This window comes from Paenibacillus pabuli NBRC 13638 (assembly GCF_001514495.1).
GTDB classification, from domain to species: Bacteria; Bacillota; Bacilli; order Paenibacillales; family Paenibacillaceae; genus Paenibacillus; species Paenibacillus pabuli.
Genome location: NZ_BCNM01000008.1, coordinates 258,082 through 271,796, shown reverse-complemented (window position 1 = coordinate 271,796; position 13,715 = coordinate 258,082). Strand labels below are relative to the sequence as shown.

General features: G+C 44.1%; 18 protein-coding genes. 12 read left to right on the top strand and 6 right to left on the bottom strand.

Going from position 1 to position 13,715, the window contains the following annotated elements; genetic code table 11:
* Nucleotides 1-279 precede the first annotated feature (279 nt).
* Nucleotides 280-408, top strand: coding sequence for a hypothetical protein (locus PPA03S_RS34255; RefSeq protein ID WP_281189052.1), 129 nt, complete (start codon nt 280-282; stop codon nt 406-408).
* 164 nt (nt 409-572) lie between these two features.
* Here PPA03S_RS34255 and PPA03S_RS13385 read toward each other — a convergent pair whose 3' ends face one another.
* Nucleotides 573-1,163, bottom strand: coding sequence for a TetR/AcrR family transcriptional regulator (locus tag PPA03S_RS13385; RefSeq protein WP_062323612.1), 591 nt, complete (start codon nt 1,161-1,163; stop codon nt 573-575).
* 190 nt (nt 1,164-1,353) lie between these two features.
* Here PPA03S_RS13385 and PPA03S_RS13380 point away from each other — a divergent pair, with 190 nt between their 5' ends.
* The 3 genes from PPA03S_RS13380 to PPA03S_RS13370 all read left to right on the top strand — a co-directional run bounded on the left by PPA03S_RS13380 (nt 1,354) and on the right by PPA03S_RS13370 (nt 2,940).
* Nucleotides 1,354-2,016, top strand: a complete 663-nt coding sequence (locus tag PPA03S_RS13380) for a nitroreductase family protein (protein ID WP_062323610.1) — start codon at nt 1,354-1,356, stop codon at nt 2,014-2,016.
* Between the two features lie 47 nt (nt 2,017-2,063).
* A complete protein-coding gene (locus tag PPA03S_RS13375; protein WP_062323608.1) occupies nt 2,064-2,600 on the top strand; it encodes a YfiT family bacillithiol transferase in 537 nt (178 codons plus the stop codon).
* Nucleotides 2,601-2,718: 118 nt separating this feature from the next.
* Nucleotides 2,719-2,940, top strand: coding sequence for a hypothetical protein (locus PPA03S_RS13370; RefSeq protein ID WP_062323606.1), 222 nt, complete (start codon nt 2,719-2,721; stop codon nt 2,938-2,940).
* A gap of 208 nt (nt 2,941-3,148) precedes the next feature.
* On the opposite strand, the gene PPA03S_RS13365 is transcribed toward PPA03S_RS13370, so the two are convergent.
* Complete coding sequence (locus tag PPA03S_RS13365) at nt 3,149-3,907, bottom strand: SDR family oxidoreductase (protein ID WP_062323604.1); 759 nt, start codon at nt 3,905-3,907, stop codon at nt 3,149-3,151.
* A gap of 162 nt (nt 3,908-4,069) precedes the next feature.
* Between PPA03S_RS13365 and PPA03S_RS13360 the strand changes: the two genes are divergently transcribed.
* Together PPA03S_RS13360 and PPA03S_RS13355 are read left to right on the top strand one after the other, a co-directional pair.
* Nucleotides 4,070-4,966: an AraC family transcriptional regulator gene (locus PPA03S_RS13360; RefSeq protein ID WP_062323602.1), complete on the top strand. Its 897-nt coding sequence runs from the start codon at nt 4,070-4,072 to the stop codon at nt 4,964-4,966.
* A gap of 416 nt (nt 4,967-5,382) precedes the next feature.
* Nucleotides 5,383-6,252: an SDR family oxidoreductase gene (locus PPA03S_RS13355; RefSeq protein WP_062323600.1), complete on the top strand. Its 870-nt coding sequence runs from the start codon at nt 5,383-5,385 to the stop codon at nt 6,250-6,252.
* A 179-nt stretch (nt 6,253-6,431) separates the two neighbouring features.
* On the opposite strand, the gene PPA03S_RS33325 is transcribed toward PPA03S_RS13355, so the two are convergent.
* A complete protein-coding gene (locus PPA03S_RS33325; RefSeq protein ID WP_167666030.1) occupies nt 6,432-6,605 on the bottom strand; it encodes a hypothetical protein in 174 nt (57 codons plus the stop codon).
* Nucleotides 6,606-6,846: 241 nt separating this feature from the next.
* On the opposite strand from PPA03S_RS33325, the gene PPA03S_RS13350 reads away from it, so the two are divergent.
* From PPA03S_RS13350 to PPA03S_RS13340, 3 genes are read left to right on the top strand one after another with little or no spacing between them, the layout of a single operon-like run.
* Complete coding sequence (locus tag PPA03S_RS13350; protein WP_062323598.1) at nt 6,847-7,455, top strand: GNAT family N-acetyltransferase; 609 nt, start codon at nt 6,847-6,849, stop codon at nt 7,453-7,455.
* Nucleotides 7,456-7,510: 55 nt separating this feature from the next.
* Nucleotides 7,511-7,852 carry a DMT family transporter gene (locus PPA03S_RS13345; RefSeq protein WP_062323593.1) on the top strand — a complete coding sequence of 114 codons (342 nt, stop codon included), beginning with the start codon at nt 7,511-7,513 and terminating at the stop codon, nt 7,850-7,852.
* A 3-nt stretch (nt 7,853-7,855) separates the two neighbouring features.
* Entirely contained in the window at nt 7,856-8,170 is a 315-nt protein-coding gene (locus PPA03S_RS13340; RefSeq protein WP_062323592.1) for a DMT family transporter, read from the top strand.
* Between the two features lie 180 nt (nt 8,171-8,350).
* Here the strand turns inward: PPA03S_RS13340 and PPA03S_RS33935 are convergent, their stop codons facing one another.
* The 3 genes from PPA03S_RS33935 to PPA03S_RS13330 all read right to left on the bottom strand — a co-directional run bounded on the left by PPA03S_RS33935 (nt 8,351) and on the right by PPA03S_RS13330 (nt 10,041).
* Entirely contained in the window at nt 8,351-8,650 is a 300-nt protein-coding gene (locus PPA03S_RS33935) for a hypothetical protein (RefSeq protein WP_245683611.1), read from the bottom strand.
* 8 nt (nt 8,651-8,658) lie between these two features.
* Entirely contained in the window at nt 8,659-9,561 is a 903-nt protein-coding gene (locus PPA03S_RS13335; protein WP_245683610.1) for an MFS transporter, read from the bottom strand.
* 78 nt (nt 9,562-9,639) lie between these two features.
* Nucleotides 9,640-10,041 (bottom strand): TetR family transcriptional regulator C-terminal domain-containing protein, encoded by a 402-nt coding sequence (locus PPA03S_RS13330; protein ID WP_062323590.1) that lies wholly within the window; start codon nt 10,039-10,041, stop codon nt 9,640-9,642.
* 176 nt (nt 10,042-10,217) lie between these two features.
* Between PPA03S_RS13330 and PPA03S_RS13325 the strand changes: the two genes are divergently transcribed.
* The 3 genes from PPA03S_RS13325 (at nt 10,218) to PPA03S_RS13315 (ending at nt 13,704) form a co-directional block, all read left to right on the top strand.
* Nucleotides 10,218-11,165 (top strand): ABC transporter permease, encoded by a 948-nt coding sequence (locus tag PPA03S_RS13325; protein ID WP_062323589.1) that lies wholly within the window; start codon nt 10,218-10,220, stop codon nt 11,163-11,165.
* 13 nt (nt 11,166-11,178) lie between these two features.
* Nucleotides 11,179-12,048, top strand: a complete 870-nt coding sequence (locus PPA03S_RS13320) for a carbohydrate ABC transporter permease (RefSeq protein ID WP_062323587.1) — start codon at nt 11,179-11,181, stop codon at nt 12,046-12,048.
* A 69-nt stretch (nt 12,049-12,117) separates the two neighbouring features.
* On the top strand, nt 12,118-13,704 hold the full coding sequence (locus PPA03S_RS13315) for an extracellular solute-binding protein (protein WP_062323585.1): 1,587 nt from the start codon (nt 12,118-12,120) through the stop codon (nt 13,702-13,704).
* The last annotated feature ends 11 nt before the right edge of the window (nt 13,705-13,715 follow it).

Here is a 13,715-nt window from a genome sequence, read left to right as displayed (position 1 = left end):
CCATTAGGCAAGATTAAGTCCATCTTAACAGATGGCTTTTTTCTCTTGTCTACTAAAAGGGGATAATACCAAACTGCGGCTTTTTTATATTGATGTTAAACCGTAGGACATAACATGAATCGTTAGCCGGGGGGATTATAGAATATGGCTCTGGGTAGGCTGGATGCAAAGCGATTCATATACAGTTCATAAATGCATTTTACAATATGAGAAATTGTTGTTAGACACTTGTTTTACGAAAAGCTGCTTATTTTAGATAAATATGGAGGTGAGATTTGTTTGGAATTGTTTGAATTTATTTTATTAATGCTGGCGGCAGTCTTCGCATTGGCAGCAGCACTAGCGCCTACCGATGCTGTGGCCGTGGGTGCGACCTTGCTTGTTGATGGGGGTTATACCGCACATTAATTTTGGTGAGATAAAAGATATGTGATCTAGATTATCAAATCGAAACAAACCTCTAAATCATGAAGACTTCTTCAATGATTTAGAGGTTTTTTCTTTTACATTTCTTCAGGCTAACGGGATTGGTTTCATCTGTATGCGCAGGATAGGTGCAATGGGAACAGTGCCTATTCCAGTAATTCTTTAGCTCCGTTCATCATTAAGGGCATAGTCTGTTTAACGAAGGATTCCGCACTTAATTGACGCCCTTCATTGTTCCAAACGTAAGCCGCCCCATACATCCCCCAACTTAACATGACAGAAGATGCATTTATTAAGAAGTGCGCGTTTGGACTTGATAGCATCTTGTCTTTGTTTATAAAGGAAAGGAGTATCGATTGAATTCGTTCCTTTATTTGAATTTCGAATACAGATCCAAGCGATGTATACCTTCTTTTGCACATCGTGCTCAGACCCTCGTGAAAATCGCACACACCCAGAAAAATACTCTGAATGGTTTCTTCATTTAATACTTCGTGACCGTCTATTCTGCGATTTATGATTGTCATGAATGATTCCATTAGTTTAGCCTCAAGAATTTCAAATTTATCTACAAAGTGCGCATAAAAAGTCGCTCGGTTAACCGTCGCCCGCTCTGCAATATCCTTAACGGTTATCGATTCAAAATCTTTTTCTTGAGTCAATGAAGAAAAAGCGTCTTGAAGGAGTCGCCGTGTACGTATTACACGAGGATCGGCATCATTTTTTTTAATGGTCATCTTTAAGATCTCCCCTAATAAAACGACATTGTAGCAGTGGTGTTGTCTATCCAACGGTTTATGTTTATTGATGATTGCGTACCATTCGGTTGGTATTATACCATATAAATACAACAAGTGTTGTTCAAACTACTTATGTTGTATTGAGGGAAAATGAAGAATGCTGCTTTTCAAAAGGGAGGAAAGAACCATGTCAGTTTCACAGCCATCAGTAACGATGGAGCACCAACTTTTTTTCGATGTTATTGGAGGACGCAGGTCGGTTCGTAGTTATGATCCCGAGGCCAAGATTTCGCGGGAGGAATTGACCGACATATTGCAACAAGCCACGTTGGCTCCTTCAGCTGCTAATCTGCAGCCATGGCGTTTTCTCGTTATCGACTCGCCTGAGCTGAAGCAGAAGCTGCTTCCGATCGCATTCAATCAACAGCAAGTCGTCGAGGCTTCGGCAGTCATTGCGGTACTCGGAGATTTGGAGTGTTATACATTGGCCGAGAAAATCTATGGAATGGCTGTCGAAGCGGGTTACATGCCTGCAGAAACAGCTAAATCGTTCGTGGAACGCTATACTGGGATGTATTCGAGCATGCCACCCGAGGCTATACACGAAAAAGTATATACCGACGGGGGGTTAGTATCGATGCAGCTCATGCTTGTCGCCCGTGCTAAAGGCTACGACACGGTATCGATGGGCGGCTATGACAAACAAAAGTTCAAGGAAGCTTTCCGCATATCAGAACGCTACGTTCCGATTATGTTGATCGCCATTGGCAAGGCGGAGAAGCCTGGTCATCCGACGGTGAGGTTGGCAGTTGATGATGTAGCTTTCTTTAACGAAATGCCTAAAGAATAACAAAATTCCGTTACTGGAACAGTAAAAGTGAAAAGGAGCAGTGCCTCATGAATGACAGTATTCGCTATCCTTTGGGGCAATTCGAATTGGTAGTACAACCAACCTCAATACAACGGGATAAATGGATCAATGACATTGCAGAGATGCCCAAAATCCTAAGGTGTACTGTACAAGATCTTACTGTAGATCAGTTGCATATTCCGTATCGCCAAGGCGGTTGGACAATCAGACAAATTGTTCATCACTTAGCGGATAATAATATGAATGCCTATATTCGTTTCAAGAAAGCCCTAACGGAAGATACTCCTATATCTACGACATACAGGGAGGATTTATGGGCAGAATTGTTTGACTATAAAAATGAACCCATCGATACTTCATTGATACTAATTGAGGCACTTCACCATCGCTTTATCACATTACTTCGTTCATTAAGCTCCATTGAGTTCTCAAAACAATTTATAAGTCCGACGCATGGAACCATGAGCTTAGATGCTGCAATACAAAGGTATGTCTGGCATGGGCAACATCATATTGAACAAATAAATCAACTTAAACGTCGAATGGGTTGGCTGTCTGGTTAACAAAGGGGAAGATGCATGGGGTATTTCGTTGTTTGGCTCCCTTTATAAAGTATAATCATGCTGGCAATGGACAACGCTTATGATTAAATACAATGTTTCCGCGGGAGGTCTTCCATTCTTGAAGTTTGAATTAGGACGCTGCTTACTGAATGAACGATTGATGGAATCTGGAAAGTCAGCGGAATGGCTGGCAAAAGAATTGCTTTTTAAACCGGAACGAGTTTACGACTTTATTGAAAACAAAAGAGTGATGCCACTCAAAATGGCCATATCGATCGCCGATTCCATCGGTTGTGATGTTCGTGCCTTATATGAATTAATTCCGAACGAAAAGGAGTAAAAGGGAGATTGAATGGAATAATCGGAGATGGCTTTCAGGCTACAAGTGCATGATCGAGAGATGTCGAGAGATATGAACAAGGTCCCATTGGAAGTCGCTAATTTAGCGGATTTTTGTTAAATCGGTACAGGTTCTTGCCCCGGGTCGAGGACAAAAACTTGTATCGATTTAACCGATTTGACGTGAAGTCAATCGAGATTTTTTATCTTTACACCTGTGCCGTAGGACGGATCACGATTTCATTAATATCCACATCGGACGGCTGCTCAATCGCGTAAACGATTGCACGGACAACGGCTTCCGGCCGTAATCCTAGCCCGTCTCTAACCGTTACTAGCTGATCCTTTACTTCCTGATTGGGTATCCCATCAATAAAATTGGTCTGCACAACACCCGGTGAAATGGTAGTAACACGTATATGATTGCCAGCTTCCTGCCGGAGACCCTCAGAAATTGCGCGTACGGCAAACTTGGAACCGGAATAAACTGCCTGGTTTACAACGGTCTTTAGTCCAGCGGTAGAGGCGATGTTTACAAAATGCCCCAGGTTTTGCTTGCGAAAAACAGGCAGCGCTGCGGCGATGCCATACAAAACGCCCTTCGTATTAACGTCAATGGTCGCTTCCCAATCTTCGACGCGCAGTTCATCCAGTGGAGAAATCGGGCCTATGCCCGCATTATTGATGAGCACGTCCAGTTTACCATATCGTTCGCAAGCCAGCTGCACCAAATTGGTCAGGTCTTCGCGGCTTGTTACATCCATTTTTGCATATACCGCCACTCCGCCGCGGCTTTCGATTCGTTCCACGATGTCTTTAAGACGATCTGTGCTACGTGCCCCAAGGATAAGTTTCGCTCCAAGCTCCGCGAGTCGGACAGCAGCTGCTTCACCAATTCCACTGCTTGAGCCTGTAATCGCAATAACTTTACCTTTGATTCCTGACATCATTTCATCTTTCATATTCATAACGATTCCTTCTTTCAGTTTATATTTGCCTTACCTGTCTCATGATAAGAAAAATCTAGTAAAACCATGTAGACCATTCTTACGCAATCCTTGCCTATTCCTGTCTAGTCTTAGGTTATAATAACGTTACTAGGTTGAACGAAAAGGAGATGAGAACAAGTTTTGAACCCTGTTTCTGAATTAGCTCGGAAAATTGCCCGTATTGCGCTGAAGGATGGGGTGCACGCAACAGCGATTCCTGAGCTCTTCTTCCGACGTGTGTCCATAGAATCAGAACCGACGCATTCAATCCACATGCCCTCGCTGTACGTGATTGTCCAAGGTTCAAAAACGGCGGCGTTAGTCGGGGAGAGCTTCCAGCTCGATCCGGGTACGTATATGGTGACATCTATGCATCTTCCAGTGATTGGGAAAATTATGGAGGCTACGCCGGAGAAGCCATATTTAAGCTTAGCATTAACGCTCAACCCGGATGTCATTGTAGATATAAACAAGAAATATAATTCTCCTCCAAAGGAAAGGGGAGCGACATCAGGGAGGAGCATTCTGGTCAATCCGTCTACTCCTCCGTTGCTGGATGCGATGCTGCGCCTCGTCCATTTATTAGATACGCCCGCGGATATTGACATGCTGTCACCGCTCGTCATCAGGGAAATATTTTATCGGGTACTGCAGGGAGAACAGGGAGCGCTCATTAGACAATTTGCGGTATTTGGAACTTATGCTCAGGGTATCTCAAGCGCCATTCATCTGATCAACACAAATTACTCAAAGCCGCTAATCATCGAAGAGTTGGCAGCTCATGTCAGCATGAGCCCGACAACTTTTCACAAGCAATTCAAACAGATCACTGCCATGACACCACTGCAATATCAGAAAACTATCCGGTTGCAAACGGCGCGACGACTGCTGCTCACGGAGGGCTTGGATGCAGCAACAGCAGGATTTCGCGTCGGCTACGAGAGTCCCTCTCAATTTAGCAGAGAATACGCACGTTTATTCGGACGCCCTCCAATGAGTGATATCCAACACCTGCATAATTCGCTAGGGAGAGGGTAAAGGTGCATGAATCTTGATGTGGGGAAAGTCCCCCTGTTTTTTATAGCATTGTTCTGAGCAAAACCAACCCGGACACAACATGGATTGTATAGTTCTCACTTGCCATGTATGTATCTTGACAGAAATTGGATTTAACCCGTAATATATATGTTGGAGATGAAGGAAAGGGGACTCGCGGGACAATGTGGACTTCTTTGTAATGGTTATTTAAACTGGATCGCTCAACTTGGTGTTTTGGTAATAGCCATATGCCTTGTTTGTTATGTCGATCAGCAACCATTCAAGGGACGCGAGAAACCGTTTGAATAAACCCGGTCGCGGATACTTGATGTATCCGTTTTTTTTGTTATACCAGGGATAATCCCGTCTCCAAAGAAAAATGGTTTTCTCGCCCCCCACTAAACGGAGGGAAACCAATGACCAAATTATATGGAAAAACAGCGATCGTAACAGGCACAAGCCGCCCCGGGGGTATCGGGGCCGCCATTTGCCGCACGCTGGCGCAAGAAGGAGCTAACCTGTTCTATACACATCTGTACGATTACGATAAGACCGAGAATTCGGGAGATGCCGATGAGAATTGGCCGGACCTCTTCGCCGAGGAGCTTCGCTCCTACGGCATTAAGGCAGCGCATATGGAGCTCGATCTTACTGATCCTGCTTCCCCAGGGCGACTGCTTGAAGCAACCCGGTCGGCCGTTGGGCTGCCGACCATTCTCGTCAACAATGCTACCTACAGCGTCTCAGCTGATTTCCATCAATTGAACGCCTCGCTGATCGATGCTCACTGTGCTGTAAACATTAGAGGCACGTTTATGCTATCAGTCGAATTCGCGCGTATGCTGGAGGTTGAGCAGACTGCAGCGGCAGCGACTACCATTGATAACACTGGCGCCGGCAGTACCCACGCCGTCTCTGCCGGGATTGCTGGGCTGACCAGCGATCAGATCGTTCGCGGCGGCCGTATTATCAATCTCACGTCCGGTCAAGGTAAAGGGCCGATGCCAGGCAATCTCGCTTATGCGGCAACGAAAGGCGCCCTCTCCACATTCACCGAAAGTCTATCTGTAGAACTGGCGCCGCTTCACATTACCGTGAATGCGGTTGATCCCGGTCCTACAGATACGGGTTGGATGTCAGAAGAAGTGAAGAAGGATCTGCTGCCGCGATTTCCGATGGGCAGGGTCGGTCTTCCTGAAGATGTATCCCGTCTGATTGCTTTTCTGGCGAGCGACGATTCCCAATGGATTACCGGACAGATCATTCATTCCAGAGGCGGGTTCTAATTAGGAAAATAGTTTAGGTGAATCACTGAATTTCTGAATTGCAGATGTCGGTTTTTAGATGTGAAATACCAAAAGATCTCTTCACTAGTGAAGAGATCTTTTGGTATACAACAATTTTTTAATGAAAATCACATTAAAAATGATGTGTTAATCCACTTGCAAGGCATTATTATGGTTTCCTAATGTCCACCTGTATTGGAAGCCCAGACAGGATACCAGCCCAAGGCCGGATTTTCATTATTGTACAGTACCAGATTACCGTCAGTTTGCATGATCAGCACATTGCCTCTAAGATTGGCTGGCACATTGTCTGCTCCATACCATGCCTTAGCCCACGCCAGGTTATCCGGCAACAGATTACAGAAAATTTGATCTCTCGTAAGGAATACCCGCTAGCATTATTCAACGGGGAGGATTGATGGCACAGAGAACTGTCGCTCTTGGTTTGACAATCCGCCATATGAATTTATTCTTTGTATGATAGTTGTCATATTGACTATAGAAGGCAAACGGATTATTATTTTATTGAATGATAGTTTAATCTATCAAATAATATAATATCAAATCAATCAAATGAACAGGAGCATCAATAAGATGACAACAATTTCAATCGTCAAAGCCAGTTCTTATTCGTTACGCGGAGCCAAGCTTCATTTAATGGCTATTGGCAAGATGGCTCATTCTATCGCAGGTTCAAACAATCAAAAATTAGTCGAAGCTACATTCAGAAAACTATGGCAGGCGAAAAACAACCGATTCAGTCATGAATATGCGTATGAGGCAAAAGTAGGAGAAAAAACTTATGGGATGATCTCATGTTTGCCAATCACAGCGCTCGAAGAGTTGACCGGGTCCACAATGAAACAATTGTTTTTACTTAGAAAAATGGGACTCGTTTTGTACAATTTGCTCCGCCCACTGGGGTTATTTTCCACCGTAACACTAAAAGAGGGATTTCAAGGTGAATTTCATATTGCTTCACTGGCAACGATGCCTGAAAGCAGAGGCATAGGTATAGGTTCACAGCTTATTCATTTCGCTGAGGAGGAAGCTATTTCACGAGGGTATGCATTCAGTTCTTTAACTGTGAAAAAGGAGAATCATCTGGCAGCTAGATTATATGCAAAACACGGCTATGAAATCACCTCAGAAATTAATAAACCCACTATAGCGCTATATAGAATGGTCAAGAAGCTGAAATGATTTGTTGAATTCAGTTCAGTTAAATTCTAATAAAGACAGATGAGGTGGAATTTATATGGCATGGTTATTTCTTATCGTAGGAGGATTTTTAGAGATCGGTTGGGCTTTGGGGTTAGCATTTTCAGACGGATTCACAAAAATGGAAATTGTAATCCCCACGATCATTTTGATGGTTGGAAGCTTCTATTTTTTTGCAAAGTCTATCAAAATTCTACCTGTATCCACGGCTTATGCCGTTTTTACCGGACTTGGCTCCTTTGGTACCGCGCTGGTGGGAATGATTTTTCTAGGAGATAAAGTAAGTGCGCTTAAAATTGTGTTAGTGTATACCCTGATTTCTTGTATTATCGGTTTGAAATTAGTCTCTGACCAACCCAAAAAAGAAGTAGGTGTATAGAGAATGAGTTGGATACTTTTGGTGTTAGCCGGTTTTTTTGAAATTGGTGGCGTAATATTTCTGAAATTATCAGAAGGGTTCACTAAACTGAAGCATACATTAACTTTTGCTTTATTCCTTGGTTTAAGTTTTATTTTTCTTTCATTATCTTTGAAGGAAATCCCGATTAGTATCGGCTATGGGATCTGGACAGGTATCGGTGCCTCTGGAAGTGTTCTACTCGGGATGTATGTTTTCAAAGAACCCAAAAATCTAAAAAAATTAGCTCTCGTCAGCGGAATAATCGTAAGCATAGTTGGTTTAAAGTTAGTATCCTAGGGCAAATGCAAATAACATCCTCAACCAAACGTCAGCCGACCACGACCGGCTGACGTTTTTCGCTGAAGTAACAGGCATCAGTCTGGACCTTATTGGATATTCGCCAATAATTAATGGCTTAGCGGATCTGAGTTGTCCATCTTGACGAATGAACTACGGCTCCAGCTAGTGGAGTGTAACTTAATCCAGATGCATTCCGGATTGATCCATTTTGGATGCGGTGGACTCTCCCAATTTCATACTGAGACTAGCAAAGGCTGCAATCAAAATAATTATGGCGGACAGTCCATAGACAGGGACAAGCGTAATCGACTTCATGAGCGGACCGGCCAAAGCGGAACCAGTTAGCGTTCCTGCCATGAGTAGTGGCGTAATCGTACCGTTCACACGCCCAATGTAGGATTCCTCAACCAGTTTCATCATTATAGCTCCGAGCACGATCTGCATGAAAGCCGTCATGACGCCAACCATGAAGCGCATGGCAGCTGTTAGATACACCCAGACGGATAGAGCCTCGACGATGATGGAGAATGACAGGAAAGCGATGCCTGCGAAGATGACGGTGGATTCATCTTCGGACCCAGAGCTGCTGCTGCCAAGCCCCCGATCAGCATTCCGACGCCAGACAGTGCATAGAACCATTGGATACTTTCCTTGTCAAGCTGAAGACGTTCGGTCACAATATAGATGTCCAATGGCTGGATTAAGCCAGACCCTAGCCCAATGCAGGCAAACGTAAGCGCAATAACAATTAAATTCCGTTGGCTGCGGATATAGCGGAAACCCTCTTTCATATCCTCCAAAATTGGTGCGGCGCTCCGTTCAGGCGAGCGCGACGAGGGAGGAAGGGAGAGTTGGACGAATGCCGCTGTAAGGAAAATAACGATCATCGCGGACAGCGAGTAGGTCAGGCCTAGCGATGAATAGATGAGTGTCCCTATGACAGGTCCTACAATAATGAACAAGGACATGATCCCTTGGGAAATACCGATTGCCGGTGCTAACAGCTCTGCGGGCACATGCCGTTTAAACATAACAGCCGAAGAAGGCTGCGAGAACTGGCTGACGATGGCTGACACGACCGTCGCGGCGAATACGGCTTGCCAAGAACCTGCAAGCACGAACAATAGAATGGCTCCGATCGACAGCGCGCTGAGCAAATCACCTGTGATCATCGTTCGCTTCGGATTCCATCTGTCGGCGAAAGTGCCACCAATGAATGAGAAGAGAAAAATCGGCGCATATTCCATCACGGTCAGAAGGGAAACAGCGACGGGATCGCTGTCCGTCTGCTCCATTACATAGAACAGCAGCGAGATATTTCGGATCCAGATCGCCGACTGCTGCAGAAGGTCAGCGAACGCTACGATCCGGAATACACGGTTGGCCAATAATGCTTTAATAACATATCCCCTTAAAGACGGAACAAAACCGAGCGTCCGGTCTGATTGATGGGCAAAAAATTAGTACTACTCTATCCCTTGAAGTAAAACATCGATTGCAGTCCGATATAAGCCGACAATCCGATCGGTTTCGTAATTGTAATACGAAACACTAAGGCCTCCAAATAACCCGAAAAGGATAAAAGTAAGATCTTCAAGCGGCATCGGTCGAAACTCGCCGCTTTGCATTCCTTCCTCCAACAGCTGTTGAAAGATCGGATAGTGCATTCGTGTCAGCAGCAGAAGCTTATCCCGAATCTCGTGATCCCCGGTTTCGCTCCCCGAAAATTCTTCCGCAGCTCGAAGAAGCGGATTACGGAAATCCTCAGCGTAGTGCTCGGCAAGCCGGTACAACTTCTCGCGGGACGAACCAAGCGTTTTTTCTATGTCGCGCCACTTGCCGATCCACTCCACCTCTAAACAGATCAACTAATTAGTCCTGGATTCTTGATGTCCTAATCATTCTGCGATAGATAATAAATCGGCTTTCACCTTCGTTGTAAAGTCCACTTGCTAAATATCTTATAAGAAATTCATGAAATCTCAGAAATTTATCCAATAGGGGGGTGCTAATATACAAATACAAACAAAGACGAGGTGATGTTATGCAAGCAAAATTGACAGCGGACGCCATTCCCCTCTCCAAAAAGCGAAAGACATGGATAAGGACGATACAAAAGTATAAAGTGATGTATGCTCTCTTATTACCAGCTTTAATTTACTTTGCGGTATTCAAATACATTCCTATGGCGGGAATCATGATTGCTTTTAAAAACTACAACCTGGCTCTGGGACTATGGGATAGTCCATGGGTGGGATTCAAAAATTTTACGGATTTTATGAATGGCGTTTATTTCTGGGACATCATGAAAAATACGATCATCATATCGCTGTATAAGTTATTGTTCGGTTTCTCCGCTCCCATCGTACTTGCTCTACTCCTCAATGAAGTGTATAGCCAATGGTTTAAGAAAATCGTGCAGACAATCACTTATTTACCCCACTTTCTGTCTTGGGTCATTGTATATGGATTAATGGTAGCCTTATTAGCCCCAGGCGATGGCCTTTTTAATATGATTTTGAAGGAAAGTGGTTTTCAGCCCATCTCATTTCTTACGGAGCCTGCTTGGGGGAGACTGCTGGTCATCGCATCTGAAATATGGAAGGACATTGGATGGGGAGCGATACTGTACCTCGCCGCATTAGCAGGTATTGATCCAAGCTTATATGAGGCAGCTCGAATGGATGGCGCTTCCAAATGGAGACAGCTCTGGCATATCACGTTACCTGGCATTCGAGGAGTCATTATTCTGATGCTGATTCTTAAATTAAGCCATATTCTGGATGCTGGCTTTGACCAAATATTCATGTTTGCCAACACCTTTAACCAGGAGAAGATCGACATTATCGACACATGGGTATACCGTGAAGGGTTGGAGCGTCTGAAGATTGGCTTGGCGACTGCTGTAGGATTGTTTAAAGCTGTCATTGGATTTGGTTTAGTTTTGGCAGCAAATAAGCTCGCCAAAAAATTCGATGGGCAAATTTGGTGAGGTGGTTTTTCAAATGATCAATTTGACAATCGGGGAAAAAGTCTGGCAATCCGTCGTTTATGTTATTCTTATTTTTTTATCACTCCTTTGCTTATTACCCTTTTTATATGTGATTGCCGTCTCCGTGACGCCGGAATCGGAAGTGTTAAGAAGAGGAATTGTGATTATACCCGAATCCTTTACCTTTCTGGCCTATAAAGAAGTATTTATTTCTCATGGGATCTGGCAGGCGTATAAAATTACGTTGTTTCGAACGATCATAGGCACTGCGTTAAATGTGTTTTTTACGGTCATCGCAGCGTACCCGTTATCCAAGAAATATTTGCCGGGACGCAGTCCGTTTTTACTATTCATTGTGTTTACCATGATGTTCAGTGGGGGGTTAATTCCGACTTATCTACTAATTCGCTCTCTAGGGTTGCTAAACAGTCCGTGGGTATTGATTATTCCAAATCTTATTAGTGCATTTAATCTGGTGATCATTAAAGGCTTTTTCGAGCAATTGCCTGGTGAAATCGAGGAATCAGCGCGGGTTGACGGTGCAAGTGAACTACAATCGTTATGGCGGATCATTTTACCACTGTCTTTGCCCGTAATTTCGACCATTTCTTTATTTTACGCAGTGGGGCATTGGAATAGTTATTTTGATGCTATTGTTTATATCAATGATTCCAACTTGATGCCGCTTCAAGTCGTCTTACGCAACATCCTGCTTAACGTCGCAACACAAAGTGCTGAATCACTTGCCAATTCCGGAACGGTAAGTACATTCGCTGTGCAGATGGCTACAGTTGTCGTGACTACGATCCCGATTTTGATCGTTTACCCATTTTTGCAAAAGCATTTTACCAAAGGTGTACTTCTGGGATCCGTTAAAGGGTAAGAGGTGTTCCAAACTAACTGAGTTATTACGGGGAAACCGTGATAATATACAAGCAAAGGAGAGGTCAATATGCAGCGTAAAAAGATTTCATTTGCTATTCTGTCGGCAATCTTAGGACTGGGAACGTTATTGTCAGGATGTGGGGGAAATGAAGAAGTTACATCGACAACTTCGGGTAATTCGCAGGGGCAGTCTGGTCAGTTTGAAACCAAAATGAAAATTACGATGTTTAACCAAGGTACGTTCAATGCTGCTGCTCCGATCCCTCCACGTGATGAAGATATTCAACGCCAAATGTTGGAAAAAGAGATGAACATCGACTTGGATATGGTGATTCCTCAAGCTGGGCAGGCAACAACCAAACTAAATACGCTCATTGCAGGCGGAGATCTTCCAGATTTGATCTTCTTGAAGAGTCGTGCTGATCTCGCGCAATATTATGACCAAGGTGTTCTTGCAGATTTGACACCGTATCTGGATCAATTCCCTGAATTGCAGAAACGGTTTGGCAGCGACTCTTGGGAGGCAATGTCCTATCAAGGAAAAACGATCGGAGTTCCAGGTTATGATAATGTAAACGGTATCAGTAGAAGCTTTTTCATTCGGAACGATTGGCTGAAAAAGCTGAATCTGGAAGTACCAACGACACCGGATGAGCTGTTCGAAGTTATGAAAGCCTTTACAGAGAAAGATCCGGACGGTAATGGCAAAAACGATACGTACGGATTCATCGGCGGTATGAATAAAGAAGGCAATCTGCAAACCTACGGCTTTGATAGCTTGATGTGGATGTTTGGCGTCAATCCTCCTTCGGCCGTTGAGATAAAAGATAATGAACCGGTATTCTTGTTTATCGATCCCAAAATGAAAGAGGCGCTTGCTTACATTAATAAAATGATGGCAGCCAAGGTGGTTGATCCGGACTGGGTGACGATGAATTCGCCTGATCTGTTGGACCAAAAGATGTTTAAGGGTAAAGTTGGCTTCATGATCAGAGATGCTCGTAGACTGGAGCCGGATTATCAACAGAAAATGAAAGAAATTAGTGGAGAGGTGCCGGAATGGATCGTCATCCCTCCGATGAAAGGACCTTACGGGGATCAAATTGTAGAGAGAAAATCGTTCCAAGGCAATTCATGGGCCATATCCGCAAAAGCGGACGAGGACAAAATCATTCGGATCTTGTCCATGCTGAATTATCTCTTTACGGATGAAGAAGCCTATCCGAATTTTGCATACGGAATTAAAGGGATTCATTGGGATGTGGTGGACGGCAAGATCAAAAATAAAACTTCCGAATTATCGAAGGAAATGAAAGAGAAGTACCTGTGGGTCGATCATTATAGAATGCCGCGCCGTGGTGATGATGCGGAGTACTTCAGCTTCCAGAATCCGAAGACTGCGGAAGCTTTCAAGAACAACCAGCAATATGTGGGGCCAACGCTGCCCGGAAATTTATTGACTCCAGACCCGAGCGATACATTGGATGCTGACCGCCAACGTTTCATTAATGAAAGCTTGGTTAAATTTATGACGGGCAAAGAGCCGCTTACCAACTGGGACAATTTCCTCCAGACACTGGATACCAAGTTTGACATGCAGAAATATATGGAAACAGCAATCAAGCAATTTAAAGAAGCCGGGCTTATCAAGTAAAATAAATAAAC

Bases quoted from the DNA above. Each gene is read 5' to 3' on its own strand.
- PPA03S_RS13385 (WP_062323612.1), bottom strand. From the start codon at position 1,163: ATGACCATTAAAAAAAATGATGCCGATCCTCGTGTAATACGTACACGG.
- PPA03S_RS13380 (WP_062323610.1), top strand. From the start codon at position 1,354: ATGTCAGTTTCACAGCCATCAGTAACGATGGAGCACCAACTTTTTTTC.
- PPA03S_RS13375 (WP_062323608.1), top strand. From the start codon at position 2,064: ATGAATGACAGTATTCGCTATCCTTTGGGGCAATTCGAATTGGTAGTA.
- PPA03S_RS13365 (WP_062323604.1), bottom strand. From the start codon at position 3,907: ATGAATATGAAAGATGAAATGATGTCAGGAATCAAAGGTAAAGTTATT.
- PPA03S_RS13355 (WP_062323600.1), top strand. From the start codon at position 5,383: ATGACCAAATTATATGGAAAAACAGCGATCGTAACAGGCACAAGCCGC.
- PPA03S_RS13350 (WP_062323598.1), top strand. From the start codon at position 6,847: ATGACAACAATTTCAATCGTCAAAGCCAGTTCTTATTCGTTACGCGGA.
- PPA03S_RS13345 (WP_062323593.1), top strand. From the start codon at position 7,511: ATGGCATGGTTATTTCTTATCGTAGGAGGATTTTTAGAGATCGGTTGG.
- PPA03S_RS13340 (WP_062323592.1), top strand. From the start codon at position 7,856: ATGAGTTGGATACTTTTGGTGTTAGCCGGTTTTTTTGAAATTGGTGGC.
- PPA03S_RS33935 (WP_245683611.1), bottom strand. From the start codon at position 8,650: ATGCGCTTCATGGTTGGCGTCATGACGGCTTTCATGCAGATCGTGCTC.
- PPA03S_RS13325 (WP_062323589.1), top strand. From the start codon at position 10,218: ATGCAAGCAAAATTGACAGCGGACGCCATTCCCCTCTCCAAAAAGCGA.
- PPA03S_RS13320 (WP_062323587.1), top strand. From the start codon at position 11,179: ATGATCAATTTGACAATCGGGGAAAAAGTCTGGCAATCCGTCGTTTAT.
- PPA03S_RS13315 (WP_062323585.1), top strand. From the start codon at position 12,118: ATGCAGCGTAAAAAGATTTCATTTGCTATTCTGTCGGCAATCTTAGGA.